The 24,027-nt window shown below is 67.0% G+C and carries 24 protein-coding genes; 7 read left to right on the plus strand and 17 right to left on the minus strand.

Going from position 1 to position 24,027, the window contains the following annotated elements; translation table 11 throughout:
- The first annotated feature begins 15 nt into the window (after positions 1 to 15).
- The gene (gene mutY / locus ACILR9_RS28740) at positions 16 to 1,071 is read left to right on the plus strand and encodes an A/G-specific adenine glycosylase (RefSeq protein WP_395713408.1); all 1,056 of its coding nucleotides are present in this window, start codon (positions 16 to 18) and stop codon (positions 1,069 to 1,071) included.
- 2 nt (positions 1,072 to 1,073) lie between these two features.
- On the opposite strand, the gene ACILR9_RS28745 is transcribed toward mutY, so the two are convergent.
- On the minus strand, positions 1,074 to 1,295 hold the full coding sequence (locus ACILR9_RS28745) for a hypothetical protein (RefSeq protein ID WP_395713409.1): 222 nt from the start codon (positions 1,293 to 1,295) through the stop codon (positions 1,074 to 1,076).
- 216 nt (positions 1,296 to 1,511) lie between these two features.
- Between ACILR9_RS28745 and ACILR9_RS28750 the strand changes: the two genes are divergently transcribed.
- On the plus strand, positions 1,512 to 2,963 hold the full coding sequence (locus tag ACILR9_RS28750; protein ID WP_395713410.1) for a radical SAM/SPASM domain-containing protein: 1,452 nt from the start codon (positions 1,512 to 1,514) through the stop codon (positions 2,961 to 2,963).
- A 62-nt stretch (positions 2,964 to 3,025) separates the two neighbouring features.
- Here the strand turns inward: ACILR9_RS28750 and ACILR9_RS28755 are convergent, their stop codons facing one another.
- The 4 genes from ACILR9_RS28755 to ACILR9_RS28770 form a co-directional block, all read right to left on the minus strand.
- Positions 3,026 to 6,244 (minus strand): glycosyltransferase, encoded by a 3,219-nt coding sequence (locus ACILR9_RS28755; protein WP_395713411.1) that lies wholly within the window; start codon positions 6,242 to 6,244, stop codon positions 3,026 to 3,028.
- Complete coding sequence (locus ACILR9_RS28760) at positions 6,198 to 7,871, minus strand: glycosyltransferase (protein ID WP_395713412.1); 1,674 nt, start codon at positions 7,869 to 7,871, stop codon at positions 6,198 to 6,200. Before ACILR9_RS28760 ends, ACILR9_RS28755 begins: the two co-directional genes overlap by 47 nt.
- A gap of 11 nt (positions 7,872 to 7,882) precedes the next feature.
- Positions 7,883 to 8,920 (minus strand): site-specific DNA-methyltransferase, encoded by a 1,038-nt coding sequence (locus ACILR9_RS28765; RefSeq protein WP_395713441.1) that lies wholly within the window; start codon positions 8,918 to 8,920, stop codon positions 7,883 to 7,885.
- Positions 8,921 to 9,032: 112 nt separating this feature from the next.
- A complete protein-coding gene (locus ACILR9_RS28770) occupies positions 9,033 to 9,707 on the minus strand; it encodes a ribonuclease HII (RefSeq protein WP_395713413.1) in 675 nt (224 codons plus the stop codon).
- A gap of 72 nt (positions 9,708 to 9,779) precedes the next feature.
- On the opposite strand from ACILR9_RS28770, the gene ACILR9_RS28775 reads away from it, so the two are divergent.
- On the plus strand, positions 9,780 to 10,280 hold the full coding sequence (locus ACILR9_RS28775; RefSeq protein ID WP_395713414.1) for a nucleotidyltransferase family protein: 501 nt from the start codon (positions 9,780 to 9,782) through the stop codon (positions 10,278 to 10,280).
- Between the two features lie 39 nt (positions 10,281 to 10,319).
- Here ACILR9_RS28775 and ACILR9_RS28780 read toward each other — a convergent pair whose 3' ends face one another.
- Positions 10,320 to 10,712, minus strand: coding sequence for a type II toxin-antitoxin system VapC family toxin (locus ACILR9_RS28780; protein ID WP_395713415.1), 393 nt, complete (start codon positions 10,710 to 10,712; stop codon positions 10,320 to 10,322).
- Complete coding sequence (locus ACILR9_RS28785) at positions 10,712 to 10,966, minus strand: type II toxin-antitoxin system VapB family antitoxin (RefSeq protein WP_395713416.1); 255 nt, start codon at positions 10,964 to 10,966, stop codon at positions 10,712 to 10,714. Before ACILR9_RS28785 ends, ACILR9_RS28780 begins: the two co-directional genes overlap by 1 nt.
- Before the next feature lie 110 nt (positions 10,967 to 11,076).
- On the opposite strand from ACILR9_RS28785, the gene ACILR9_RS28790 reads away from it, so the two are divergent.
- A complete protein-coding gene (locus ACILR9_RS28790) occupies positions 11,077 to 12,003 on the plus strand; it encodes an aminotransferase class IV (RefSeq protein WP_395713417.1) in 927 nt (308 codons plus the stop codon).
- 45 nt (positions 12,004 to 12,048) lie between these two features.
- On the plus strand, positions 12,049 to 12,879 hold the full coding sequence (locus ACILR9_RS28795) for an FkbM family methyltransferase (RefSeq protein ID WP_395713418.1): 831 nt from the start codon (positions 12,049 to 12,051) through the stop codon (positions 12,877 to 12,879).
- Between the two features lie 69 nt (positions 12,880 to 12,948).
- Here ACILR9_RS28795 and ACILR9_RS28800 read toward each other — a convergent pair whose 3' ends face one another.
- Positions 12,949 to 15,405, minus strand: coding sequence for a DUF6165 family protein (locus tag ACILR9_RS28800; protein WP_395713419.1), 2,457 nt, complete (start codon positions 15,403 to 15,405; stop codon positions 12,949 to 12,951).
- 74 nt (positions 15,406 to 15,479) lie between these two features.
- Between ACILR9_RS28800 and ACILR9_RS28805 the strand changes: the two genes are divergently transcribed.
- Positions 15,480 to 15,620, plus strand: coding sequence for a hypothetical protein (locus tag ACILR9_RS28805; protein WP_395713420.1), 141 nt, complete (start codon positions 15,480 to 15,482; stop codon positions 15,618 to 15,620).
- 156 nt (positions 15,621 to 15,776) lie between these two features.
- On the opposite strand, the gene ACILR9_RS28810 is transcribed toward ACILR9_RS28805, so the two are convergent.
- From ACILR9_RS28810 to moaB, 4 genes are all read right to left on the minus strand, one after another.
- Positions 15,777 to 17,234, minus strand: coding sequence for an FAD-dependent monooxygenase (locus tag ACILR9_RS28810; RefSeq protein ID WP_395713421.1), 1,458 nt, complete (start codon positions 17,232 to 17,234; stop codon positions 15,777 to 15,779).
- A gap of 119 nt (positions 17,235 to 17,353) precedes the next feature.
- Complete coding sequence (locus tag ACILR9_RS28815) at positions 17,354 to 18,544, minus strand: PA0069 family radical SAM protein (RefSeq protein WP_395713422.1); 1,191 nt, start codon at positions 18,542 to 18,544, stop codon at positions 17,354 to 17,356.
- Positions 18,545 to 18,575: 31 nt separating this feature from the next.
- Complete coding sequence (locus ACILR9_RS28820; RefSeq protein ID WP_395713423.1) at positions 18,576 to 19,601, minus strand: phosphotransferase family protein; 1,026 nt, start codon at positions 19,599 to 19,601, stop codon at positions 18,576 to 18,578.
- A 123-nt stretch (positions 19,602 to 19,724) separates the two neighbouring features.
- Entirely contained in the window at positions 19,725 to 20,273 is a 549-nt protein-coding gene (gene moaB / locus ACILR9_RS28825; protein ID WP_395713424.1) for a molybdenum cofactor biosynthesis protein B, read from the minus strand.
- A gap of 158 nt (positions 20,274 to 20,431) precedes the next feature.
- On the opposite strand from moaB, the gene ACILR9_RS28830 reads away from it, so the two are divergent.
- Positions 20,432 to 20,905: a cupin domain-containing protein gene (locus ACILR9_RS28830; RefSeq protein ID WP_395713425.1), complete on the plus strand. Its 474-nt coding sequence runs from the start codon at positions 20,432 to 20,434 to the stop codon at positions 20,903 to 20,905.
- Between the two features lie 99 nt (positions 20,906 to 21,004).
- Here ACILR9_RS28830 and ACILR9_RS28835 read toward each other — a convergent pair whose 3' ends face one another.
- The 5 genes from ACILR9_RS28835 to ACILR9_RS28855 form a co-directional block, all read right to left on the minus strand.
- A complete protein-coding gene (locus ACILR9_RS28835; RefSeq protein ID WP_395713426.1) occupies positions 21,005 to 21,232 on the minus strand; it encodes a hypothetical protein in 228 nt (75 codons plus the stop codon).
- A gap of 123 nt (positions 21,233 to 21,355) precedes the next feature.
- Positions 21,356 to 21,967, minus strand: coding sequence for a cysteine dioxygenase (locus ACILR9_RS28840; RefSeq protein ID WP_395713427.1), 612 nt, complete (start codon positions 21,965 to 21,967; stop codon positions 21,356 to 21,358).
- On the minus strand, positions 21,964 to 23,115 hold the full coding sequence (locus ACILR9_RS28845) for a CaiB/BaiF CoA transferase family protein (protein ID WP_395713428.1): 1,152 nt from the start codon (positions 23,113 to 23,115) through the stop codon (positions 21,964 to 21,966). Before ACILR9_RS28845 ends, ACILR9_RS28840 begins: the two co-directional genes overlap by 4 nt.
- 18 nt (positions 23,116 to 23,133) lie before the next feature.
- On the minus strand, positions 23,134 to 23,538 hold the full coding sequence (locus ACILR9_RS28850; protein ID WP_395713429.1) for a type II toxin-antitoxin system VapC family toxin: 405 nt from the start codon (positions 23,536 to 23,538) through the stop codon (positions 23,134 to 23,136).
- Positions 23,432 to 23,794: a type II toxin-antitoxin system Phd/YefM family antitoxin gene (locus ACILR9_RS28855; RefSeq protein WP_395713430.1), complete on the minus strand. Its 363-nt coding sequence runs from the start codon at positions 23,792 to 23,794 to the stop codon at positions 23,432 to 23,434. The genes ACILR9_RS28850 and ACILR9_RS28855 overlap by 107 nt, the downstream gene beginning before the upstream one ends.
- Between the last annotated feature and the right edge of the window lie 233 nt (positions 23,795 to 24,027).

A 24,027-nucleotide genomic window follows, 5' to 3' on the forward strand; every position in this document is an offset into this window, starting at 1 on the left:
GCGACAGTAAATGACATGACCACGACTCACGCTTCACGAGTGCTTGCCTGGTACGATCGACATCGTCGCACCCTGCCGTGGCGCGCGCCGGCCGGTGAACGGCCCGACCCGTACATCGTGTGGCTGTCCGAGATCATGCTGCAGCAGACCACGGTGGCCACGGTCGGCGATTACTTCCACCGGTTCATCGCCCGCTGGCCGACCGTCGAGGCGCTGGCCGCGGCGCCGATCGACGACGTGCTCTCGGCCTGGGCCGGCCTCGGCTACTACGCCCGGGCGCGCAACCTGCATACCTGCGCCAGGGTTGTGGCGGAGCAGCACGGCGGGCGGTTCCCCGAAGACGAGACCGGCCTGCGCGCCTTGCCCGGCATCGGCCGCTACACCGCAGCCGCGATCGCCGCCATCGCCTTCGATCGGCCGGCCTCGGCGGTCGACGGCAATGTCGAGCGGGTGATCAGCCGCCTGTTCGCGATCGAAATGCCGCTGCCCGACGCCAAGCCCGAGATCGCCGAGCGCGCCGCCGGGTTGGTGCCGCAGAAGCGGGCCGGCGACTACGCCCAGGCCTTGATGGATCTCGGGGCGACCGTGTGCACGCCGCGCAACCCGCGCTGCATGCTGTGCCCGATCGCCGACGCCTGCCGCGCCCGCAAGCGCGGCATCGCCGAGCAGCTGCCCGCCCGACTCCCGAAGCAGCAGAAGCCGACACGCCGCGGCCTCGCTTTTGTCCTGGCCCGCCGCGACGGCGCCATCCTGCTGCGCAAGCGGCCGGCCAAGGGCCTGCTGGGCGGCATGGACGAGGTGCCGTCGAGCGCCTGGCGCGAGGGCACCTTCGCGGCCGACAGCGCACTCGCCGAGGCGCCGGTGCCGGCGCGCTGGCAGATCCTCGACGGCATCGTGCGCCACACCTTCACGCACTTTCATCTCGAGCTCACCGTGGCGCGCGCGACGGCCGCGACAGATGTTCCGGCCGCGCTGGCACCCGGTACGGCGTGGTGCACGGTCGACCGCATGACGGAGCGCGCCCTGCCCACGGTCATGCGCAAGGTGATCGCCCACGCTCTCAAGGAATAGAATCACCTTGCAATCTTGCGTTCGGTGCGTTCGGTGCGGTCGATCCCGTTGTTTTTCAATGACTTGCGCGAAAAGCGGTTTGCGGTCGGAAACAGCTTCTTGCGGTCGGAAACAGCTTCTTGCGGTCGGAGGCCTGTTCTTGCGGTCGGGCCGGCCTTCCACGTCACGAAGCCGAAGCCGCAGAGGGTCGCTCGGAGATCGGCCACGGCCGCCCGCTTGCGCATGTCCCATCCTCCTTGATGCTGCGCATTCACCGGCGGTGACGCATTGCCGATGCTGACTCACGCTAGGCGGACTTTTCGCGACGTCAAGAGAGTGGTTGCGCGATCGGCCCTGATCGGGTCCGGCTCGCGCCTTTGGCTACGACAATAACCTGGTGGACCTTTCCTCGATCGACAGCGACGCGCCCTTCTTTCTCTTGAGGAAGAGGAATACGTCCGATGTCGCCCCGGCGGGCGACGCGGCTTGAGACTCGAACTTCGGGTCGGTCACGATCAGCATCACCAGGGTTTGGCGCGCCCCAGGGCGAACCAGGCCGAGAGTGTAACGAATCAGTTTCTACGGAGGTCGTTCCGGAGGCGGCCGTATTCGCAGGCTCCCAGTCGTCGACGATCGGGCACGTGAGAGGAAACGAGCGCTCGCTACCCTGCCTCTCGACAACCGAAAACGCTATGGTGTCGGCGCAGGTGGCTCTGACGAGCCACTGCCTGACGGGGTCAATGACCAGACTGTTCCCTTCGTTCCTCGACACGCCGCTTCGCCTGTTGAAGGGGTTGCGCAAGGCCGCCCCGCAGCAGCAGAAGGACGCTATCGCCGTCGCTCCCGCCGAGCCGAAGCAGCACCTCGACTGCGTGATCATCGGCACGTCGAGCCTTTGCAACGCCTCGTGCATTCATTGCCCGACCAACAAGGCCGAGACGGAGCACCTGCCCCAGGGGGCGATGCCGACCCGATCCTTCGAAGCCATCGTGGATCAACTCGCGGAAAGCTATCGCGTCGGCCGAATCGGCTTCGGGCTCTATGGCGATCCCTTGACCGACCCGCACATCGTCGAGCGGATCAGCTATGCGAGGGAGAAGCTTCCGGAGACGCATCTGATCCTCTCGACCAACGGCGCCGCCTATTCGCCGTCGAGGCATGCGCCATTGATCGAGTTGCTCGACCAGGTCTCGCTGCACGTCGAATCGCTCGACCCCAAGGTCTACAACGTCGCCATGGCGCCCCTGCGCCTGGAGCGCGTGCTCGACAAGATCGAGATGATCCTGCGCGATTTCCCGGGCAAGGTGGACGTCATCGTTCCGGTTCACAAGATGAACCTCGGCGAGCGCGAGTCGATGGTCGAGTACTTCCACAATCGTGGTTGCCGGCTCGTCGAGTTCACGCAGATCACCAATCGCTGCTCGGTGCCGGCGTCGATTTTCGATGGGTTGGCGTTTGCCCCCAGGCATCCGCGCTGCCGCAGCGACATCCTGGGAAAGACCCTGATCTTCGATTGGGATGGCACCGTGTTTCCCTGCTGCAACGATTTCAGGAAGGAGCTGCCGATCGGCAGCCTGGCGCATCAGACGGTGCGGCAGGCCCTGCAGTCGCCCGCGCGCACGCAATTCGGTGCGCAGCTCGACCGAGGAAACTGGGGCGAGCTGCCGACTTGCAAGTCGTGCCTGTGGGACACGCCTACGCCGCAAACGACCGCCACCTTCGTCAACCAGCAGCGCGCGGAGACGAATCGCGGGGTGACGGGGGGCTGGGGACACAACTCGAATCCCTCCCCCGTCTTACGGGCAGGGCATTCGCCTATGGGCGCGCCTCTCACTCTCCTCCCCAGCTTCGCTGGAGAGGTGCCCCGTCATACGGGGCGGAGGGGTCATGAGCAGTGGGACTGGGGCTCATGACCCCTCCGTCGCCGAAGACGGCGACACCTCCCCAAGCTACGCTTGGGGAGGAAAAAGAAGAGTCACCCGGACAGCCGATCGCCCGGCACCGTCCGCCACTGCAGCACCAAGCCCTCCATGCCGGCATCACCCGCGCCCGTCTGGCCCGCATCGCGCGGGTGCGGCACCAGGATCCCAATTCGCCTGATCGTGCCGGCGGCAGGCTGCCGTGCGGCCAGCCGTTGCACCAGCCGGTCGGTCGCCTCCGCAGACAGGCAGACCAGACCAGCCCCCATGTCCAGGGCTGCATCGACCTGATCTTCCTCGCCCTCCCGAACCAGGAAGCAGATCTCGCTGCCGATGTCGCGAAGGCGTCCGAGGCCGCTGTGCTGATCCGACGACAGGTCGCGCGCCGCGCAGAGCACCAGCACGACATCCCCGGGGGAGACGTCGACCGGGTCGTCGGCCGCGCCGAACATCGAGAGTCCGAGGAGTTGCCGGGAGAACGCGCGGGCATAGCGATAGCGGGCGCCGCTGGAGCGAATCGGCTCGACGCGGATCGTTCCGGCGTCGGCTTGCAGAAGCCCCTTCACGAGGTCTCGAAGGCCCTCGGCTGCCGCGGCTTGGACGGTCCCCCCGAGCAGGGGTGAAACGTCGACGAGCAGCAACGGGTTTCTGGCGACTGCCATGTTCGCGGCGACCGACGCCGCCGCCTCCTGGAGCACGTCGGTCGGCTTGCCGGCGAGGTCGCGGCTCAAGGTCTCGACCAGGCGAAGATATCGCAGTCGGCCGCTCCCGTGATACAGCTCCTCGATTGCATCGTGATACTGGCGGGCGGCCGCGACCGGATCGTGATCTGTCCGCATGTAGTCTTCGCCCGCTCTTCCCAGCCGTTCACGCAGCGCCCGGTCGTTCCTCAGTCGCGCAATCGCCTCGACCAGCTCCCCGTCCTCGAACGCCTCGGCGATCTTGATGACGCACGCGTCGGGCAGCTCGGCCATCGTGCCGGCGGCATTGACGATCAGGGGCAAGTCGTTGACCAGAGCGTCGAGGGCCGTCGCCGACGTCTCGCCGCGGGGCCGGGTGCGCAGCTGGACCGCCAGGTCGGCGGCGCCGAGCCAGGCCTGGTACAATTCGGCGTCGACGAACCCCGTGATCGTCACCCGATCCCGCGCCGGACTTTGCTCGATGCGGCCAACCATCCGCTTCAGATACGCGCTCTCGTAGTTGCTGTCGCACGGCTCGCCGACGAAGACCAGACGGCAGCTTCGGTCGCCGGCCAGGCGCGGATCGAGGAAGGCGTCGAGGAGCCGGTGATTGAGCTTGATCGGATCGATAAAGCCGAAGGCGCAGATCACGAAGTCGTCCACGGGGAGGCCCAGCTCCTGGCGAAGCGCAGGCTTGTCGCCGCGCGGCCGCAGGGTCCTCAGAAGCGGAATCCTGCGCCAGTTCCTCTCGACATCGGGCAATTGCCAGCGGCGCGCCGCCGCCAGGGCGTAGGACGAATGCGCGATCATGCCGACGGCGCATTCCGTCACCGTTCGATTGGCGGGATAGCGCCACATCGCCGATTCGCGGCCGTGCGCCTCAGTCCAGGCGAGCGCCGGGTATCCGTGCGCGCGATAGAGCGTGCGCAGGAAGAGTCCCGGGCTGGTCCCGATATCGTCGAGCCACACCTGGATGCCGCTCAGGAAGAAATCATGCAGCACGACGACGCCCGGATGCCGTCGCATCAGGTCGAACATGTGCTGATGGAAGACATTGTTGCCGAGATGGTAGAGGACGCGATCGAACCGATGGCCATTCTGCTCGAACCAGGGAACGTCGCGCAGCGGAAAGTGACCGAGCACCTGACGCTCTTCCACCGAGGGCTGGTTGGCCACCAGCTCGATGTCGTAGTACCTCGCCAATTCCGGCAGCAGCTCGACGCTGTAGGTCGACACGCCGCACCTCACCGGAGGCAGGGGCGATACGTAGGCGAGCCGCGGTCTTTCGCGCCGTGACGGCACCACGACGCAGCGGCGCCGCTCCGCCTTCCTGGCGCGCAGCGCCTCGAAGGCCTCTCCGGCCCGCCGCGCCGTCTCCTGCCAGGAAAATCTCTTGGCCTGCTGCACGCCGTGCTCGCCGAGCGAATGCCGCCAGCCGTCGTCGCCGAGCGCACGCGCCATCAGCGCGGCGATCGCTGCCGGTCGCGACGGATCGAACAGCGCATCGGGCCGCCCGATCACCTCGGGAATGCTCGACGTATTCGATCCGATGACCGGCGCGCCGCAGCGCATGGCTTCCACGATCGGCAGTCCGAAGCCTTCGTGGAGCGACGGGAACACGAAGAGCCGGCAGAGATTGTAGAGATCGAGCAGATCCTCGTCGGGAACATGGCCGGTGAGGACGAGCTGGTTCGGCCCGAGACCGCACCGGTCGGCCAAGCCGTTCAGTCGCTGCCGATCCGCCTCATGCACCTGGCACACGATGACGAGCTGGTGGCCGTCACGCAGGCTCGCGGGCAGCTCGGCGAACGCCGCGATCAGTCCTTCGATGTTTTTCCGGTAATCGATTCCGCTGACGTACAGGACGAAGAGTCGATGCACGCCATAGCGCGCGCAAAGCTCCTGCCTTCTGGCTGCCGGTACGGCCCGCTTGGCAAACCGGTCGTCAGCCGCCGCCGGGTTGGTGACCACGCGGTCGGGAGGCAGGTCCAGGGTCTCGATCGCCTCGCGGCGGGAATGCTCGGAGACCGCCAGGACCAGCTCGGCCTTGCGCAGATGCGCGATCTTGCGGAAGTACCAGGCTCGCGTGACCGGGTCGGCGAGATAGACCTCGGCATGCACGAGGGGAATCAGGTCATGCAGCGTGACGCTGGTCGGGAAGGCGCCCGTCCCGGCCGCCGTGACCGCATCGTCCCGATCTCCTTCGAACAGGCTGCAGACATGCACCACGTCTGGCTCGAGCTGCGCCAGGAAATGCTCGCGCGTCGCCTCCGCCGCGTGCACCAGTCCGGCATCGGCCACCTCTGCGCCTGCCGCCGTGCCTGGTGCCTGAAAGACGACAAGGCGCTCGCGCGGCAGCACACCCTCGAAGGCGCGCCGGATCGCGGGGATGGTTTCGGGAAATCGTCCGTTCAGGGCCAGCCACACTTCATGCTCGCCGAGCGCGGCCAGCGCCTTCGCCAGATTGAGCGAATAGCGGCCAACGCCGCGCTCGCGACTGGGCGGCGTCTGGCAGGCCTGCAGATCGAGCATCAGGCGCACGGCCGCTTCACCATTTCCGTCGCTCGGCCATGCGTTCGAGATCGAGACGGACATCCCGCGCCTCGGCCGACAGCTCGTTCTCGGCGGCGGAAGCCGGCGCCACGGCGGCGGAGGCGGGTGGCGCGTCCTCCGTCATCCTGTCGGCTCGGAGATGGGCTGCGTCCTGTTGCACCGCCGTCGCCGGGGGTCGTCCGCGAAACCAGGTGCGCAATACCGATTCGCAATATCGCAGCGCCGCCGTCACGCGCCACGACCGGCTGGCATGGACGGCGCGCAGCTCCGCGTCGGACTGGTCGATGGTCATTCGAGCCCGCTGGAGGGCGGCATCAGCCTGCCCGAGAGCCGACCGCGTCTGCTCGAGCGCGCTCGCGGCCGCATCGTGCTCGCGGCCGATCGACTCGGCCGCCTGGTGCGCTTCGCGCAGCGCCTGCTCGAGGTTCCGAATGCGATCGTGCGCGACGTCGTTCGCCGACTGCCCGGTGACGAGATCCTGGAGATGGCCGGCGACCCACGCCTGGTCGCGCCGCGTTCCATCCGACGCAGCAGGCTTGCCGATCAGACCTTGCAGGCGGAGCGAGACGTTGCGCCGCGAATGCTCCTCGACCCAGGCCGCCTGCCGCCGGGATCGCGCCTCGTCCGCGCCACCGCCGGCAATGAACGACTCGAGCCCACGGCTGATGTCCTCTGGTGCAAATCCGTCGAAGAACTGCACGATCGCCGCGACGTCGGAGAATATCGATGCGGGAGTGCACAGCACCGGACGAAGTGACGCCAGCCCGACCCGTACCGCAGCCGAGCTCGAATCCATGCCGCTGCGATAGGGAAACACGACGACATCGGCGGCGGTCAGCAGCTCCGCACTTTCGTCGTCGGGCAGGAAGCGCGTTTCGAGCACCACCTGGTCGCGGACGCCGCGATCCACGGCGACACGTTCGCAGGTCGCCCGGTAGTCCTCGGAGATCGGGTGCGGGTACATCGCGTTCACCAGCAGCAGCCTGGCGTCCGGGTGCGCGGATCGCACCACGCCGAAAGCCTCGATCAGCGTGTCGATCCCTTTTGCCGGAAGCATGAAGCCATACGCGCCGATGACGAAGCCCTCTTGCGGCATGCCCAGCCTGATGCGCACCGACTTGCCGTCGTGTGCGACGATGTCGGGGAAGCCATGCAGCAACAACTCGACATTGGCCGACAGGCCGAAGGCCCGCAGGCGGTCGACGTCGGCATCGCAATGGACGAGGATGCGCTCGACCGTCGCCAGGGCAGCGCGCATGCGCGACGAAACCGGCCTGCCCGACAGGTCCGCTCCATCCGTGGCATGCGCCACGACGATCACCCGGGTGCCGAGCACATGGCAGAGCGCCACCAGCGCCTCGAAGTGGTGCAGGGAGAGCCAGCCGAACCCCAGCTGGATCTTGTACTGCAGGACCAGGACGTCGAACCGTTCCGCGCTCACGGCCTCGAGCAGGGGGCGCACGGACCCTGCGTTGATCCCCCAGCAGCGGATGACGTTGCCGCCATCAGGTCCCAGAACCTGATCGTCGTAGGAGGCGAGAACCGTCCAGTCGAACCGATCAGCGTCGAAATGGTTCAGCAGATGGCGCGAGTATTCGGCGACGCCGCATCGGCAGTTCCACGTCGAGAACCAGCCGACTTTCGTCCTGGCCCGAGATTCGACCTCCACGTTAGCCGTCTTTACATTCCCGCCCGCACCTTGGCGCGCAGCTCGTCGATCGGCCGGCGCGTGCCGTCCTGCTCGAAATGCCAGTAGGTCCAGCCGTTGCATGCTTCGGCTCCCTGCACCAGCGCACCGACCTTGTGGATCGACCCGCGATGGCCGCCCGCCTCGGCGGAAGCGAGCAGCGAGCCGTCGGCACAGACGCTCGCCTGCACGCGGCCGCGGGCGTCGGTCAGCACCGCGCCGGCCTCGAGCAGGCCGGCCTCGATCAGGGTGCCGAACGGCACGCGCGGCTCGGTGCGCTTGCCGGCGAGCGGCAGGACGAACTGCCGCGCGAGCGGCCGCACCCGGGCAATGCGCGCACGCGCGCCGTCGACATAGGTACGTTCGCGCTCCAGGCCGATGTAGTGCCGGCCGAGCCGGCGCGCCACGGCGCCGGTGGTGCCGGTGCCGAAGAACGGATCGAGGATGGTGTCGCCGGGATTGGACGCCGCCAGGATGCAACGATGCAGCAGCGCCTCCGGCTTCTGCGTCGGGTGGAGCTTGCGGCCCTCGGCATCGGTCAGGCGCTCCGGCCCGGTGCACAGCGGCAGCAGCCAGTCCGAGCGCATCTGCAGGTCCTCGTTCATCGCCTTCAGCGAATCGTAGTTGAAGGTTGGACGTCCTTTCTGCTCGCGCGCCGCCCAGATCAGCGTCTCGTGCGCATTGGTGAAGCGCTTGCCGCGGAAATTCGGCATCGGGTTCGTCTTGATCCAGACGACGTCGTTCAGCAGCCAATAACCGAGATCCTGCAGGGCCGTGCCGATACGGAAGATGTTGTGGTAGCTGCCGATCACCCACAGCGTGCCGTTGGGCTTGAGCACGCGCCGCGCCGCCGTGAGCCAGGCGCGCGTGAAGGCATCGTAGGTGGCGAAGTCGGCGAACTTGTCCCAGTCGTCGTCGACCGCATCGACATGGCTGGTGTTTTCCGGCCGCAGCAGCTCGTTCCTGAGCTGCAGGTTGTAAGGCGGATCGGCGAACACCATGTCGACCGAGCCTTCGGGCAGCGCGTCCATCAGCTTGACGCAGTCGCCGACCAGGATGCAGTCCTTCGGCGGCGTGGCGCCCGGTTCATTATCCACCGCAGCGTCGTTGGAAAACGCCTGCAACGTCAGCTGATTGTCTGATTTATCCACAGTCGCCGCCTATGTTGTCCACGTAATCCAGAAGGGGCAGTCCCACGTTGCGCAGCTTGAGCGGCGCAAAGCTCATGCGGTGGTGCGGCGTCGGGCCCAGACGGTCAAGCGCCATCAGGTGCTCGCGGCTGCCGTAGCCGCGGTTGGTCTCCCAGCCGTAGCCGGGAAATGTCTCCGCCAAGCGTGCCATGGTGCGATCGCGCGTCACCTTGGCGAAGATCGACGCCGCGGCAATCGAGTAGGAGCGGGCGTCACCGCCGACGATCGTCTGGGCGCTGCATCCCAGCGCCGGCGGGATGCGGTCGCCGTCGATCAGAACCATGTCCGGCGGCACCATGCCCGGCGTCGCTGCCAGCGCCTGCAGGGCGCGCCGCATGGCGAGGAATGTTGCCTGCAGGATGTTGACGCGATCGATCTCCTCGACGCTCGCCTCGCCGACGGCGAACTGGACGATGCCGGAGGCGACCATGGCGTCGTACGCGGTCTCGCGCGCCTCTTCCTCGAGCTTCTTGGAATCGTCGATCAGGCGCAGCAGCCTGCGCTTGGCCACGGTGCGGTCGATCACCGCGATGGCGGCGACCACCGGCCCGGCCAGCGGGCCACGGCCGGCCTCGTCGATGCCGGCCACCCGGCCCACGCAATCGCGTTCGAAGCGAAAACTCGGCATATCCCCTGCCGGCGTCCCTACACTGCCTATATGACTTCGATCGCCGCCATCATCACCCAGGACCCTGTGGCTATGATACAGCTTCGTGCAGTGCGCGCGCTGGCGCTGGCCGACTGGTGCATTGCCGCCGGATTCGTGCGCAACAGGGTGTGGGACCACCTGCACGGCATCGTGCCTCCCCGCCAGCCTGTGGATATCGACGTGCTTTACTTCGATGCCGACGATCGCTCCAAGGAGCGCGAGAGCGAGCACGAGGGCCGCCTCGCCGTGCTGCTGCCTGGCCTGCCCTGGCAGGTGCGCAACCAGGCGCGCATGCATGTGTGGAAGGACCTGCCGCCGCATCGCGACACAGCGGATGCGATGGTCTACTGGCTGGAGACGGTGACCGCCGTCGGCGTGCGCCTCGAGGACGACGATTCGCTCACCGTGGTGGCGCCGCTCGGCACCGACGACCTGCTCGGCCTGTGCTGCCGTCCGACCGCGTTCGGCCACACGCGGCGGCACGAGTACGAGGCGCGCATCACCGCCAAGCGCTGGCGCGAGATGTGGCCGAAGGTGCGGTTCCTGGAGTGAGGGGCGCTCGATCGAACAGCCGGAGCACGATCCGTCGGCCTACCGGAGCGCTCGCTCGACATCGGTCCGCGCGAAATCCTCGCCCTTGAAAAGCAACGGCTCACCGTGGGCTAGCGCCAGCGCGTAGGAAAAGCAGTCTCCATAATTCAGTCCGGCAGCATGCCGCCCCTTGCCGAAGCGCCGCCACGCACGCCGCGCGACATCGAGTTGCTCGGCATCCACGGGGACGATCTCGGCGCCGATCTTCAGCAACCAGAGATCGAGCTCGCGCCCGCCGCTATCGCCCAGTCGAGTCTCGAGCACCATCGTCGCTTCGAGTACCGTCGCAGCAGAGATCAGACGAACCGGGTCGTCAGCGATTTGTACCTCGAGCTCCGCTGCGCCGGGCTCGTCGAGGGCAATTGCCACGATTGACGAGGTGTCGATGACCATCAGCGCGGAAGTCCGTGCTCGTCGTATCCGACAATCTCTTCCGGTGTCCGATCATCCAGGACGCGCATCGCGCTCCAGCGTCGGCGAATCTCGGCCATGTCTTCCAACAGGGCGGCCTTGCGGCCCTGCCCTCCGACCCGGCGCAGTCGCTCCTTGATGGCGCGCTTGGTCGCCGTCGTAATGTTCTCGCCCGTGAGCTTTGCGAGTGCCCGCGCCAATCGTTCGGTTTCGGGGTCCTTGATGCTAAGAGCCATTCAGGGTTCCTTAGTACCAGACTAGGTATATTCTACCCCAGGGAAATTCAAGTGGCGGAACTCAATCAAATCATTGTCTCTCCCCGGGCAATCAAGCAGGAGCCATGGCGATGACCATCGACGACGAGACCGCCGGCATCACGGGAATAGCCTTCATGGACGGCCGCTGGGTCCCGCTTGCCGAGGCCTCGGTGCCGATCCTCGATCGCGGCTTCGTGCGCTCGGACGCGACCTACGACGTCGCCCATGTCTGGAAAGGGCGCTTCTTCCGGCTGATGGATCATGTCGAGCGCTTCCAGGCCTCGATGGCCGGGTTGCGGATGTCGCTGCCCTACTCGGCTCAGGAGATCGCCGACATCATGATCCAGTGCGCCAGCCGCAGCGGGCTGCGCGACGCCTACGTCCACGTCACCTGCACGCGCGGTCTGCCGCCACAGGGCACGCGTGACCCGCGGCTCAGCCGCAACCGACTCTATGCCTTCGCCCAGCCCTTCGTCTGGATCGCCGACGAGCAGCAGCGCCGCGACGGCTTGCGCATGGTGCTGTCGCACACCCAGCGCATCCCGCCCGAATCGCTCGACCAGCGGATCAAGAACTTCCATTGGCTCGATCTCACCATGAGCATCTTCGAGGCCTACGACCGCGACGCCACGGTGGCGATCCTGCCGGCGGCCGACGGCTCCATCACCGAGGGGCCGGGCTTCAACGTCTTCGTCGTCAAGGACGGCGTCCTGGCGACGCCGGCGCGCGGCCTGTTCGAGGGCATCACGCGGCGCACCGTGATCGAGATCGCCCGCGACCTGCAGCTGCGCTGCGAGGTGCGCGCAGTCCGCCCCGGCGAGGTCGCCGAGGCCAGCGAGATCTTCGTCAGCAGCACGGCCGGCGGCATCATGCCGGTCACCCGCTACGAGGGGCGGCCGGTCGGCAACGGACGGCCCGGGCCACTGACGCGGCGCATCGAGGAGCTCTATTGGCGCCGGCACGAGGACGACGCCTTCTGCACGCCGGTGCCTTACGCCGATCAGGCGGCTGCTTAGCGGATCGCGCGTGCGAATGTCGGGGAACAGTCGCGTGGTTCAGCCATGACGGAGACAGGTGCATCGACGGCCGGCGCGCCGCTCTACCAGAAGGACCATCTGCGCCTGCGGCCGTGCCGCAACGGCTTGATGCTCTACAACACCAACGACCGGTTCATCGGCGCGCTGCTGGACCAGTACGGCGAGTTCTCGGAGGAGGAGAACGAGATCTTCCGCCAGATCCTGAAGCCGGGCATGACCGTGGTGGAGGCCGGCGCCAATATCGGCGTCCATACGCTGGCGATCGCCCGGCAGGTCGGACCCCCGGGGCGCGTGCTGGCGTTCGAGCCGCAACGCTCGGTCTTCCAAATCCTGTGCGCCAACCTGGCGCTGAACGGGCTGGAGCAGGTCGAGCCTCATTGGGCGGCGCTGGGCGATGCAGATGGCGTCATCGCGGTGCCGCGGCTCGACAGCGCGCATCTGCAGAATTTCGGCGGCCTGTCCCTTGGCGACGCACAGTCGGGCGACAGCGTGCGCCTGGTGAGACTGGACAGTTTCGGCCTGCCGGCCTGTCATCTCCTCAAGATCGACGTGGAGGGCATGGAGCTCGACGTCCTCAGGGGCGCGGCCGACACCATCCGACGATGGGGCCCCGTGATCTACACCGAGAACGACCGGCAGGATCGATCGCCGGCGCTGATCGAGCAGCTGCTGGCGTTCGGTTACCGCTGCTTCTGGCACCTGCCGCCATGCATCAAGATGCCGAACTTCCGCGGCAACACCCAGAACAACCACCCGCCCCTGCTGTCATCCAACATGCTGTGCGTCCCGGCCAACCGCAACATCACGGTGAACGGCATGCGCGAGGTGAAAAGCCCGCAGGACTGGTGGCGGTGAGGGCGAGTGGCTCGAAGCTTCTCATTCTCCTCCCCCGCAATCGGGGGAGGAGAATGAGAAGGGTCCCGCTCAATACGGCTCGTAGCTCTTCTCCTCGACGAGCTCGGAGCCCAGGAGGTCGTTGATCTGGCGCTTGATCGCGGCCCGTTGGTCGTTCTGGCGGTACACCGAGCGGGCGAGCGTAACGAAACGATCGTCGAACCGGCTGGCCGCCTCCATCAGCCTCAGCGCGTCCTCGACCTCCCACAGCGTCTCGTTGACCGTGCGCAGAGCCGCCTTCATCCCCGACAGGGCCGGCAAGGCCGCGAGCTCCGGATCGACAACGGCTGCCAGCAGGGCCAGCTCGCGGGCGACGTTGGCGCGCGCCCGTTCGTCGCGCAGGCGTTCGCTCTTGATCTCGAGGATCGTGATCTTGTCGACCAGCTCGCCCCAGGAGACCGGGACGGATGGAGCGCCCGGCCGCGCCCGCGGCGTGGGTGATCGAGCCGTCGCTTCGAGCAAGCGCCCGAGCTCGGCCTCGATCTCGCGGAACACCGGACGCCAGTCGCCGCGCGACCTTTGACGAAACAGCCGCAGGGTCGGATACCACGGGCTGTCCGTCCGATCCTCCAGCCAGCGCCAGTCCGGCACGGGCTTGAGCGCGACCCAGGTCCTGATCCCGAGCGCGCCGGCCAGGTGCGCCACCGCCGTGTCCGACGTGATCACCAGGTCGCAAAGGGTCATCACCGCCGCGCTATCGACGAAGGCATCGGGCCCGGCATCGAAATCGTCGCCCGGCGTCTCTATGTGCAGGCCTTCGGGCAAGCTCGACAGCTGCGCAAGACCTTCGCCCTTGTGCAGGTTGATCAGGCGGATGCCGGGCAGGCGGGCGATGCCGGCGAAGCAGGAAACCGGGAAGGAACGGCCGCGGTCGAGAATGCCGGGGTTGCCCTGCCAGCAGATCCCGATCTTGAGACCATGACTGCCGATCCTGCTCCTCCAGCGCTCGATGCGCGCGGGCTCGGCGCGAAGATAGGGGACGGTGCTGGGAATGCTCTCGAGCGTGGTGGCGAAGGCGAGCGGCAGGCTGATCAGCGGCACCTGGACGTCGAACGCCACGCGGCCATCGACAAGGTCGCCGAGGTCGACCAGCTCGACGGTGCCGGGAAGCCCTTTCATCAGCCCCTGGAGCGACCGTTGCGGCGCAAACAGCACCCGGGCGCCACGCGCCTCGAGCATCGGCAGGTATCGGCAGAATTGGATCGTGTCGCCCAACCCCTGCTCCCACGGCACGGCGATGGTTTTGCCGTCGACAGACTCCTCGCCGAGCCACAGCGGTTGCGGCAGATCCCGCCTCGGGGTCGGGAAGCCTTCGTATCGCCAGCGCCATTCATAGCCTCGCCATCCCTCGGCAAGATTGCCGAGGCGAAGATCGACCAGGCTCTTGTTCCAGTGCGCCGTGGCATAGTCGGCATGGACAGCGATCGCCCGTTGCAGGAGATCGAGCGCCTCGGCAAAGCGCCCGCGCTCCACGAACGTATCGGCAAGGTTGTTCATCGCGAGCCGGTTGGCCGGATCGAGCGCGAGTGCCCGTCGATACGGCGCCTCCGCGTCCTCCATCCTGTCGGCGTCGCGCAGGAGATTGCCGAGATTGTAGGGATGGATGGTGTTGTCGGGATCGAGCGACTCGGCCTCGCGAAAGCATCGCTCGGCCTCGTCGATCCTGCCGAGATGTCGAAGCGTGGTGCCGAGGTAGGAATGCGCATCGGCGAGCGCCGGCCTGATCTCGATCACGCGCCGAAGACGCCTCTCAGCCTCGTCGAAACGATCCTGTGCAAACAGCAACTTGCCCAGCTCCAGCTGGACTCCGCTGGCCTCCGGCTGGAGCGCGATGGCATGCCTGTAGCTCGCCTCGGCTTGGCCCACGCGGCCGAGCTTGCGGTAGGCGTCGGCCTGGTAGGCGTACACTTCCGCATCGTCGGCCTTCAACGCGATTGATCGCTCGAGGGCGGGCAGGGCCTCTTCCGACCGCGCTGTCGCGACCAGCGCGAGACCTAACGCCTTCCACGCCAGCGCCGATTGCGGATAGGCCTCCGTGAGCGGACGGGCGGCGTGCTCGAGGTCGGTGAAGGATCGGGCTTCGAAGGCACGCTGCAGCGTGCCGATCTCGCTCGCCGCGGGTTCGCGGGGCAGCCGCTCCTCCAGCGCGTCGAGGGATTGTGCGGCGAGTCCGGCGGCGCGCGCCTGCCCGAGCGCGCGCCTTGCGTCCGTCAGACGGCCGCAATTGGCGAGGGCGGCGACGTAGCTCAGCCAGGTCGCCTCCTGTTGCGGCGCCGCGCGCAAGGCCGCCTCGAAATAGGGCAGAGCTTCGGCGACCTTGCCCACGCCGACGGCGAGAGACCCGAGATTGTGGTTGGCAAAGGCGTGCGTTGGCTGCGCCTGCAGGATGGCGCGGTAAAGGCGCTCGGCTTCCGGCAGGTTCCCCGCCTGGTGGCTCTCGATCGCGCGCTGGAGAGCCTGCGAGAGGGTGAGATCGGCATCAGCCATGGTCGGACCCGAGATTGCCATAACCAAACCGATATCGGCCAAGGTATCGACCAAGGCTGCTCTGGAATCTGTCGGTGAAAGTCTACTATGGTTGGATCGTCGTCATGTCGCGACAGGTCTGCACAAGAACCAACACCGTGGCGATGCTGTGCGATGCCAAGCTCAGCCGTCGCATCAACGGCACGCTCGTCGAGATCTACTCGAACGAGCCTTGAGCCGCATTCAGACATGCGGGAGATCCGAAGCGGAAGGTCCGTTTCTTGTCATCCCGAGCGTAGCGAAGGATCTCATCGCCAGAAGCTTCCAAGCACACCAGTGGTGAGCGGCGACAAGGTCCGTCGCTGCGCTCAGGACGACTGAAAAGTGTCGCCTCAGCCCGCGATCGCCGCCAGATACCTCTCCGCCAGCGCCCGGTCGGCATGAGCGTCGGCGAAAGCGACATAGCCGTCGGGACGGACGAGGCGCAGGGTCGTCCCGGAATCGGGCTTGGCCACCACGAGGCGCGGGAAATTCTGCGCCAGGGCGGCGACGGCGCCGGCCGGTCCGATGGCCGTGAAGCGCGCGCCCTGCGGGCCTTCCGGCACCGGTTGCGGCCAGCGCTCGCCCGGTTTCGGTCCGCTCCCGCCGATGCCGTCCTGGAAGGTCAGCGGGCTGTCGGGATAGCCGATATCCATCTCCGAAAGCTGATCGGCGATCTTGTGCTGGATCAGCGGGAAGCCGGTGGCGAAGCGCACGATGGTGTTGCGCAAGCCCTGGATGATCGGGTTGCGCACGATGGCCGCCTCGGTCAGCCGGCCGGCATTGCGCAGCACGCGGTCGCCGACGGCGCTGCGCTCCGGCGAGTAGCTGTCGAGCAGTTCCGGCCTGGCCTTGCCCTGGATCACCAGGGAGAGCTTCCAGGCGAGGTTGAAGGCGTCCTGCATGCCGGTGTTCATGCCCTGGCCGCCGGCCGGGCTGTGGATGTGGGCGGCGTCGCCGGCCAGGAAGACGCGGCCCTTGCGATAGTCCCTCACCTTGCGCTCGTTGATGCGGAAGCAGGCCAGCCAGTAGGGATTGGTGATGACGAGGTCGGCCTCGCTGCGCTGCCGGAGCAGCGCCTGGATCTCCTCCAGCGTCGGATCGGCGCGATGACCTTCGCCCTGGCTCGCCCCGAGGTCGCAGATGACGCGCCAACGATCGCCGACGATGGGAAAGAAGGCCAGGATGCCGTCGCGGTGCCAGTAGATGTGGATGCGGTCCTTGGGCTCCAGCCCGGCAATGAAGCCGTCGGCCAGTGCCCAGTCGCTCTGCATGGTCGAGCCTTCGAAGGTGAAGCCGAGCCCATGCCGCACCGTCGAATGGGCGCCGTCGCAGCCGATGAGCCAGTCGGCCGATACCGTCTCCGTCTCGCCAGTCGCTTTGCGCAGCGTGGCTTCGATGCCGCCGCCTTTGTCCATGAAGCTCGCCAGCTCCACCGGACGCTCGACGGTCACGCCGCGCGCGACGAGGAGCTCGTCGAGAATGCGTTCGGTCTCGCTCTGAGGGATCATCAGGGCGTAGGGATAGCGACTGTCGATCGTGTCGAGCGAGACGCGGGCCACGATCTCGCGTCCCGTCGAGATCTGGGCGCCGTGCGCCTGCATGCCGGCTTTCATGAACGGTCCCACGTAGCCCGCGTCGTCGAGCAGCTCGAGCGTACGGCTCCACAGCACCAGGGCCTTCGATTTGTCGGTGCGGGCTGGCGCCTTGTCGACGATGCGTACGCCGATGCCGCGTCGCGCCAGCTCGTTGGCCATGGTCATTCCGACCGGACCGGCGCCCGCGATCAGCACCTGAGGATGGTTGGCCATGCCGCTTGCGCTCCCTGCCCTCCGACGCCGGATCATGGCCGCGCCGGGCGACGAAGCCAACAACCCGTCTTCCGGACCGCGACCGTCATGCTCTTCGTCTTCCGGCCTGCGAGCGTCCGCTAGAAGAGCTTCAATTGCCGCGCGTCGCGCCTGGCGTCGACCAGCGCGGTGCGCGCCGCCTCGGGGACGCGGAAGCGGGCGGTGTCGAGCCGGTAGCGTTGCTTGTTGAGGCCGAGCCGCTTGACGGCGACGGCAAAGCGGGAGGCCAGCAGGTCGGCGATCGGCCCCTCGCCGCGCATGCGCTTGCCGAACTCGGCCTGGTAGAGCGCGCCACCCCTGACCTGGCGGATCAGCGACAGCACGCGCTCGGCGCGATCCGGCCGGTGCTGGCGCAGCCACTCCTCGAACAGCTCCTTGATCTCGAGCGGCAGCCGCAGGACGATGAAGCCGGCCCGCGTCGCGCCGGCATCCGATGCCGCCTCGAGAATCGATTCCATCTCGTGGTCGTTGAGGCCGGGGATCATCGGCGAGGTCATGACGCCAACCGGGACACCGGCACCGGCCAGCGCGCGGATCGCCTCGAGCCGGCGATGCGGCGCCGAGGCGCGCGGCTCCATGGTCCGCGCCAGGTCCTTGTCGAGCGTGGTCACGGACACGAACACCTCGGCGAGATTGCGCTTGGCCATGTCGCCCAGGATGTCGATGTCGCGCGTCACCATGTGGTTCTTGGTGACGATGCCGACGGGATTGTTGAAGTCGCTCAGCACGCGCAGGATCTGGCGCGTGATCTTGAGCTCGCGCTCGACCGGCTGATAGGGATCGGTGTTGGTCCCCATCGCGATCACGTCGGGGCGGTACTTCGGCGAGGCGAGCTCCGCGGTCAGCAGCGCCGCAGCATCCGGCTTGAACAGGATCTTGGTCTCGAAATCGAGGCCGGGCGACAGGCCGAGATAGGCATGGGTGGGCCGCGCGAAGCAATAGATGCAGCCGTGCTCGCAGCCGCGATAGGGATTGATCGAGCGATCGAACGGAATGTCGGGCGACGAATTGCGCGCCAGGATGGTGCGCGTGGCATCGCGCGTCAGCGTGGTACGCAGCGGCGGCGGCACGTCGTCGTCATCGGTGGCTTCGGAAGCGGAGCCTCCCTCCTGGCCACCCGTCTCCCGGCCACCCGTCTCCCAGCCGTCGGTCGTGCGGATGCGCTTCTCGCTGTCGAAGCGGCTCGTCTCGTTCGACAGCGCGCCGCGGCCGCGATGCACCGGCTCGGGGATCGGATCGTCGGGATAGTCGGGCGGGGCTTTCGGCCTCATCGAGGAAGGATGAGAACAAAACATGAATACGTCAAGCCTCCCATTCCGACCGAATGGCCCGGATCGTCTCCCGGCGGAAAGCGCTGTCGATGCGGGCGTCGATGTGGGCCTTCATCGCCGGGTCGAGGCCGGCGTCACTCCATTGCGTCGCATCGGAGGGATCGCGTGGGCTTTGCGTCTGCACTCGCCAGCGCGCCATGAACAGCATGGTGCGCAGCCAAGTGAGCCGCCGCATCGGCATCAGCCAGGGTTCGAGCAAAGCGGCCTGCGCCGCGCCGACTTTCGCCAGATAGAAGGCGTGGAAGGCGGCGACGTCCTCGCGGGACAGGCTCTTGCCGATCTTGGGATCCCACAGGGTCGAGGTTGGCAGGGTGGCGTGCGCGAGGTCGATCGCCGGCGAGCCGACATGAACCTTCTCCAGATCGACGAACCAGGCGATGCCCGCGCGATCGACGATGAAGTTGCCCGGATGGGTATCGGCCAGGGCCACGGTGAGCGGCTGGGACTGTCTGCCCAGGGTGGACGACATGCCGCGCATCAGTATGAGCTCCTCGACGATCTCGGCGCGCGGCGCGGGATCCGTGACGGCCTTGTCGAGGAAGCGTGTCGCGGCGAGCTCGACAACCTCGAGGGTCTGCAGGAACGGGTTCGTCTGCCGCGGGATCGGCGAGCCGGGCCCGGGCAGCGGTAGGGCGTGAAGACAGGCCAGCGTATCGGCCAGGGCCGGCAGCTCATCCGGGAGATCGGGAGGGCGACCCTCGACATGGTCGACGATCAGGGCGCCGCCGGGCAAGCCGGCGCGCGGCTCGATCACCGCATGCAGACGCGGCGTGCGATGTGCCGGGGCGAGATGGCGGAAGGCGACGGCCTGGGTCTGCAGGCGCTCCGCTGCCGCAGGATCGCCTTCGTGCGCGTAGGCGACGCGCGCCAGCTTGCCGTCCGGCAGGCGCACGTGACCATGCGCCGTGCCGGTCGCCGGCAGGGGTGCGAGATCGCGGTCGGTCAGGATGGCATAGGCCGGCTGCTCACGCAGCGCGGCCAGCAGAGCGTCGATCACCGGTCAATCGCCGTGCACGGTCATCGCCCAGGCACGCGTGCGATCATCGTCGAGTAGCCCCGCGCGATCATTGCTCGGCCGTTCCGCGTACAATCATCTTCAGCTGCTCCGCGGCAACACTGCTCAGCCGTTCCGCGGGGGGCGGCCTTCATTGAGGCGCGGCATCAGCTCGGCAAAATTGCAGGGGCGGAAGCGGATGTCGAGCTGTTGGCGCAGGATGTCGTCCCAGCCATCGCGGCAGGCGCCGGTCGAGCCAGGCAGGGCGAAGATGTAGGTCGCGTTGGCGACCCCGGCAGTGGCACGCGACTGCATGGTCGAGGTGCCGATCTTCGGGAAGCTGATCCAGCGGAAGACCTCGCCGAAGCCGTCGATGCGCTTCTCGAACAGCGCCTCGAGCGCCTCCGGGGTGACGTCGCGCCCGGTGACGCCGGTGCCGCCGGTGGTGATCACCGCCTCGACTCGCGGGTCGTCGATCCATTTCTTCACCTGCGCCTGGATCACCGGCACATCATCGGTGACGATGGCGCGGTCGACCAGCACATGGCCGTCGCGCGCGATGCGCTCGACCAGCGTGTCGCCCGACTTGTCGGTTTCGAGGGTGCGCGTGTCCGACACCGTCAGCACGGCGATGTTGACCGGCTTGAAGGGCTTCGAGTCGTCGATCCTGTTCATGGCTGCCACCTTACCAACCGCGGCGCCGTCAGGGCTATGCCGCAAAAAAGTTCCTGCGCCGCGTCCAGGACAGCAATTTCTTCTGTCATTGCGGTCCCATCGAGCGAACCTTGCTTCACGCGGAGGCTGCCCTTGTCGCTGCTGTGCGGCGACGCTAGATGCAGGGCATGACTGACTGGAAACATGATGGCGTGCGGGTCATCCCCGCGGGTTCGCTCGACACCAACACCGCCCAGACGCCGGGCATGAACCGCGCCGCGGCGATCAACTTCGCCCGGGTCGGTGCGCAGAAGCTGTGGGCCGGCACGGTCACCATCCATGCCCACGCCAAGACCGGCGCCCACCATCACGGCCATCTCGAGAGCGTCATCTACGTGGTCAAGGGCCGCGCCCGCATGCGCTGGGGCGACCAGCTGCAGTTCACCGCGGAGGCCGGGCCGGGCGATTTCATCTACGTGCCGCCCTACGTGCCGCATCAGGAGATCAACGCCTCGGAGACCGAGCCGCTGGAATGCGTGCTGGTGCGCTCCGACAACGAGGCGATCGCCATCAACATCGATATCGCGCCAGTCGAGAAGCCCGAGGAAATCTACTGGGTCGACCCGACCCATCCGCATCCGCACAAGCATTAGGTTCGAGTCGAGGTCCCTCGCCATGCTCGGGCTGACAGTGTTGATGTCCCGCCCGACTCCCCTCTGAAGCGCGGCGATCGCCCCCCATCCGGTGGGGCCTCACTTCTTGTTGCTGTCCGACATCAGCTTGCCGGTGGCGGGGTCGACGAAATGGAAACCACGACAAGCCAGGCACTCGACAGCAAGGTAGCGAGTGCCCTTCTGGCTGACAGGCTCGTCGCCGTTGTCGGTTGCCTGGACCCGAAGGCCGGTATTCGGACAAAGAAAGAGAAACGGAGCGCCCATGGACAAGTGGAACAACCCCGGCACAGGGTCGCTTTGATCCACATCAATGCAGCGCAGCCTTCCCGCCGGCCGCCTGCAAGTGCGGATGTCGCAAGACTCAGCTGCCTCGATTGGCCGCTGGGCACGAGGCATGCAGATGGCAAGAAAACAGGCGGACGCTCCGGCTCAGCTGGCCGCCCGCACCTCGGCCGAACGGTCCCACAGATTAGGGACGTCGCGATTGGTATAGCCCGAGACGAACAGCCTGGGCTGGCCCGACGGCACGTCGAAGGTGTGCCGGCGCACGGCGCCGATGTTGCCGCCATAGACGTGGATGCTGATCGAGCCCTGGTCCTTGAGCGCGTTGGTCACCTGATGGATGTCGCCGTCCGCAGGACGCAGCACCTCGACATCGCCGGGCGCGAGCCTGGTCAAGGTGCCGGGCGCCAGCGCGCCGGTCGCCGGGTCGGGCACGAAGCGCAGCGAGGTCTCCGAGCCGCGCAGCATGCCGACCAGGCCCCACATCTGGTGATCGTGCACCGGCGTGGCCGCACCCGGTCCCCACACGAAGCTGACGACGCAGAAGCGCTCGAAGGGATCGCACCACAGGAGGTTCTGCGCATAGCCGTGCGAGGGAACGCGCGCGACCTGCTCGGGCAGCCAGTCGTCCTGGCTCACCAGCACGCCCAGCAACCTGGCCCCGACATCGACGATCGCGCCGTCGTCGCGGTCCTGCCAGGCGCCGCCGACGAGCGAGGTCATGTCGCCGATGAAGCGACGCAGGCGTTCGATCGTCATTCGGCGGCCTTGCGCTCGGCGAGCGAGCCGAACACCGCCTCGGTGTCCGCGCCGAGCGCCGGCGGCTCGCGCCGCTTGGCGAGATCGGTGCCGGCAATCCTCACCGGCGTGCCGAAAGTCCGGCTCTTGACGCCCGACGGCAATTCCATCTCCTCGATCCAGCCCATGTGCTCGACCTGCGGGTCGGCAAGGATCTCACTATAGCTGTTGATGCGGCCGCGCGGCACTCCCGCCTTCTCGAAAGCCGTGAGCCAGTGATCGACGCCGTGATGGGCGAACTCGGCCTCGAGGATGTCCTTGAGCGCGACCTGGTTCTGGGCCCGTGACAAGGTCGTAGCGAAGCGCGGATCGGCCAGCAGATCGGGCCGGCCGACGACCCGGGTCACCGCCTCCCACAGCTTGTTGTTGCCGGCGGCGATGACGAAATGGCCGTCGCTGGCGCGGAACGCCTGGTACGGCGCGTTGCGCGGATGGGCCGAGCCCAGCTTCATCGGATCGCGGCCGTTGCCGAAGAATTCGCTGGTCTGCAGGGCAGCGATGCCGAGGCTGGCGCCCAGCATCGAGACGTCGATGTGGCCGCCCTCGCCGCCGCCGGCGACGCGGCGCAGCAGCGAGACGATGGAGAACGCGCCGTACAGGCCGGCGCTGAAATCCGACACCGGGACACCGCATTTCACCGGCGCGCCGCCGGGCTCGCCGGTGACGCTCATGATGCCGCTCATCGCCTGCACGGTGACGTCGAAGCCGCCCTCGCCCGAGCGCGGGCCGGTCTGGCCGAAGGCGGAGATCGAGCAATAGACGAGGCCGGGCTTCTCCACCCGGAACGATTCCCAGCCCAGGCCCAGCCGATCCATCACGCCCGGGCGGTTGTTCTCGACCAGCACGTCGGCCGACAGCACCAGCCGGCGCGCCGCCGCCTTGTGCACCGGATTCTTGAGATCGAGCACCACCGAGCGCTTGTTACGGTTGAGCGAGGCGAAATTCTCGCTGAAGCCGTCGCGGATCGGCGGCCACTGGCGCAGCATGTCGCCCTCGGGCGGCTCGATCTTGATCACCTCGGCGCCCATGTCGGCCAGCAGCAGGCCACAGAACGGCCCGGCAGCGACCTGACAGAATTCGACGACCTTCACGCCTGCAAGCGGTAGCACTTTTGCCCTCTCCTCTCCTCAGCGCCGCGCATCCTGGCGACGCATGCTGCCCGGCCAATCGAGAATCGGTCGATCGGCTGTCAACAATACTGCTCCTTCGACAATCGCCGTCGCAACGATGACACGATCAATCGGATCGCCATGCAGGTCGTCGAGTTCCGAGGCCAGAACAGCGACTTCGGATGACATGGCGACTTCCTTGACTCCGAACGACAAGAGGCGCTGTCGCCATTCACGTACGGTCGGAGGACCTTCGACACGTCCTCTCTTCAGAAGACGACCCGCCTCGTAAAAGGCGATGACCGGAATCGCGAGCTCACGAGCGGCGAGCGCGTCGTCGCAGCTGCGTCTTGCTACCCTTCCGAGCTTTGTCACCTGCTCGGTCATCCACAGGATTGTGTGCGTATCGAGCAGGAGCGTCATCGAATTGTCCGGTGATGTTGCGCCATTCGCGATCCTCGTCGTAGTCCTCGTCGAGTGGACTGACGATGTCGCCAAGAATCCTGAACGTACCCTTGGTCGCCCCCCAAAGAGTCTTGGGCTTCTCGCGCACCGCGACGATCTGCACCTTCGCCTTGCCGCGCTTGGTGACAGTGATCGGTTCTCCGCTTTCAGCAACCTCGTCGATCAAGGCAAGGCACCGCGCCTTGAAGGCGGCGGCGTTGATCTTCCTTTCCATGACGATGTCACTCCAATGTGACCACATAATATGGTCACTTCTTACGGCCGGTCAACGAAGCCTAGGCGGTCGCGGGGCATTGGCATGGCAAGGAACACCGTCATCCCGTGCCGATCGAACGGCCGCGTGCCATGCCGGCGCGCGGCGAGCCGCTCAGGGCCTATCTCGCCATACCCTGTTCCTTGGCAGTCGATCGGGTTAGAAGCCGCGTACTTTTCCGTTGTCCTGAGCGT

Source organism: Reyranella sp. (assembly GCF_044224635.1).
Taxonomy (GTDB): Bacteria; Pseudomonadota; Alphaproteobacteria; order Reyranellales; family Reyranellaceae; genus Reyranella.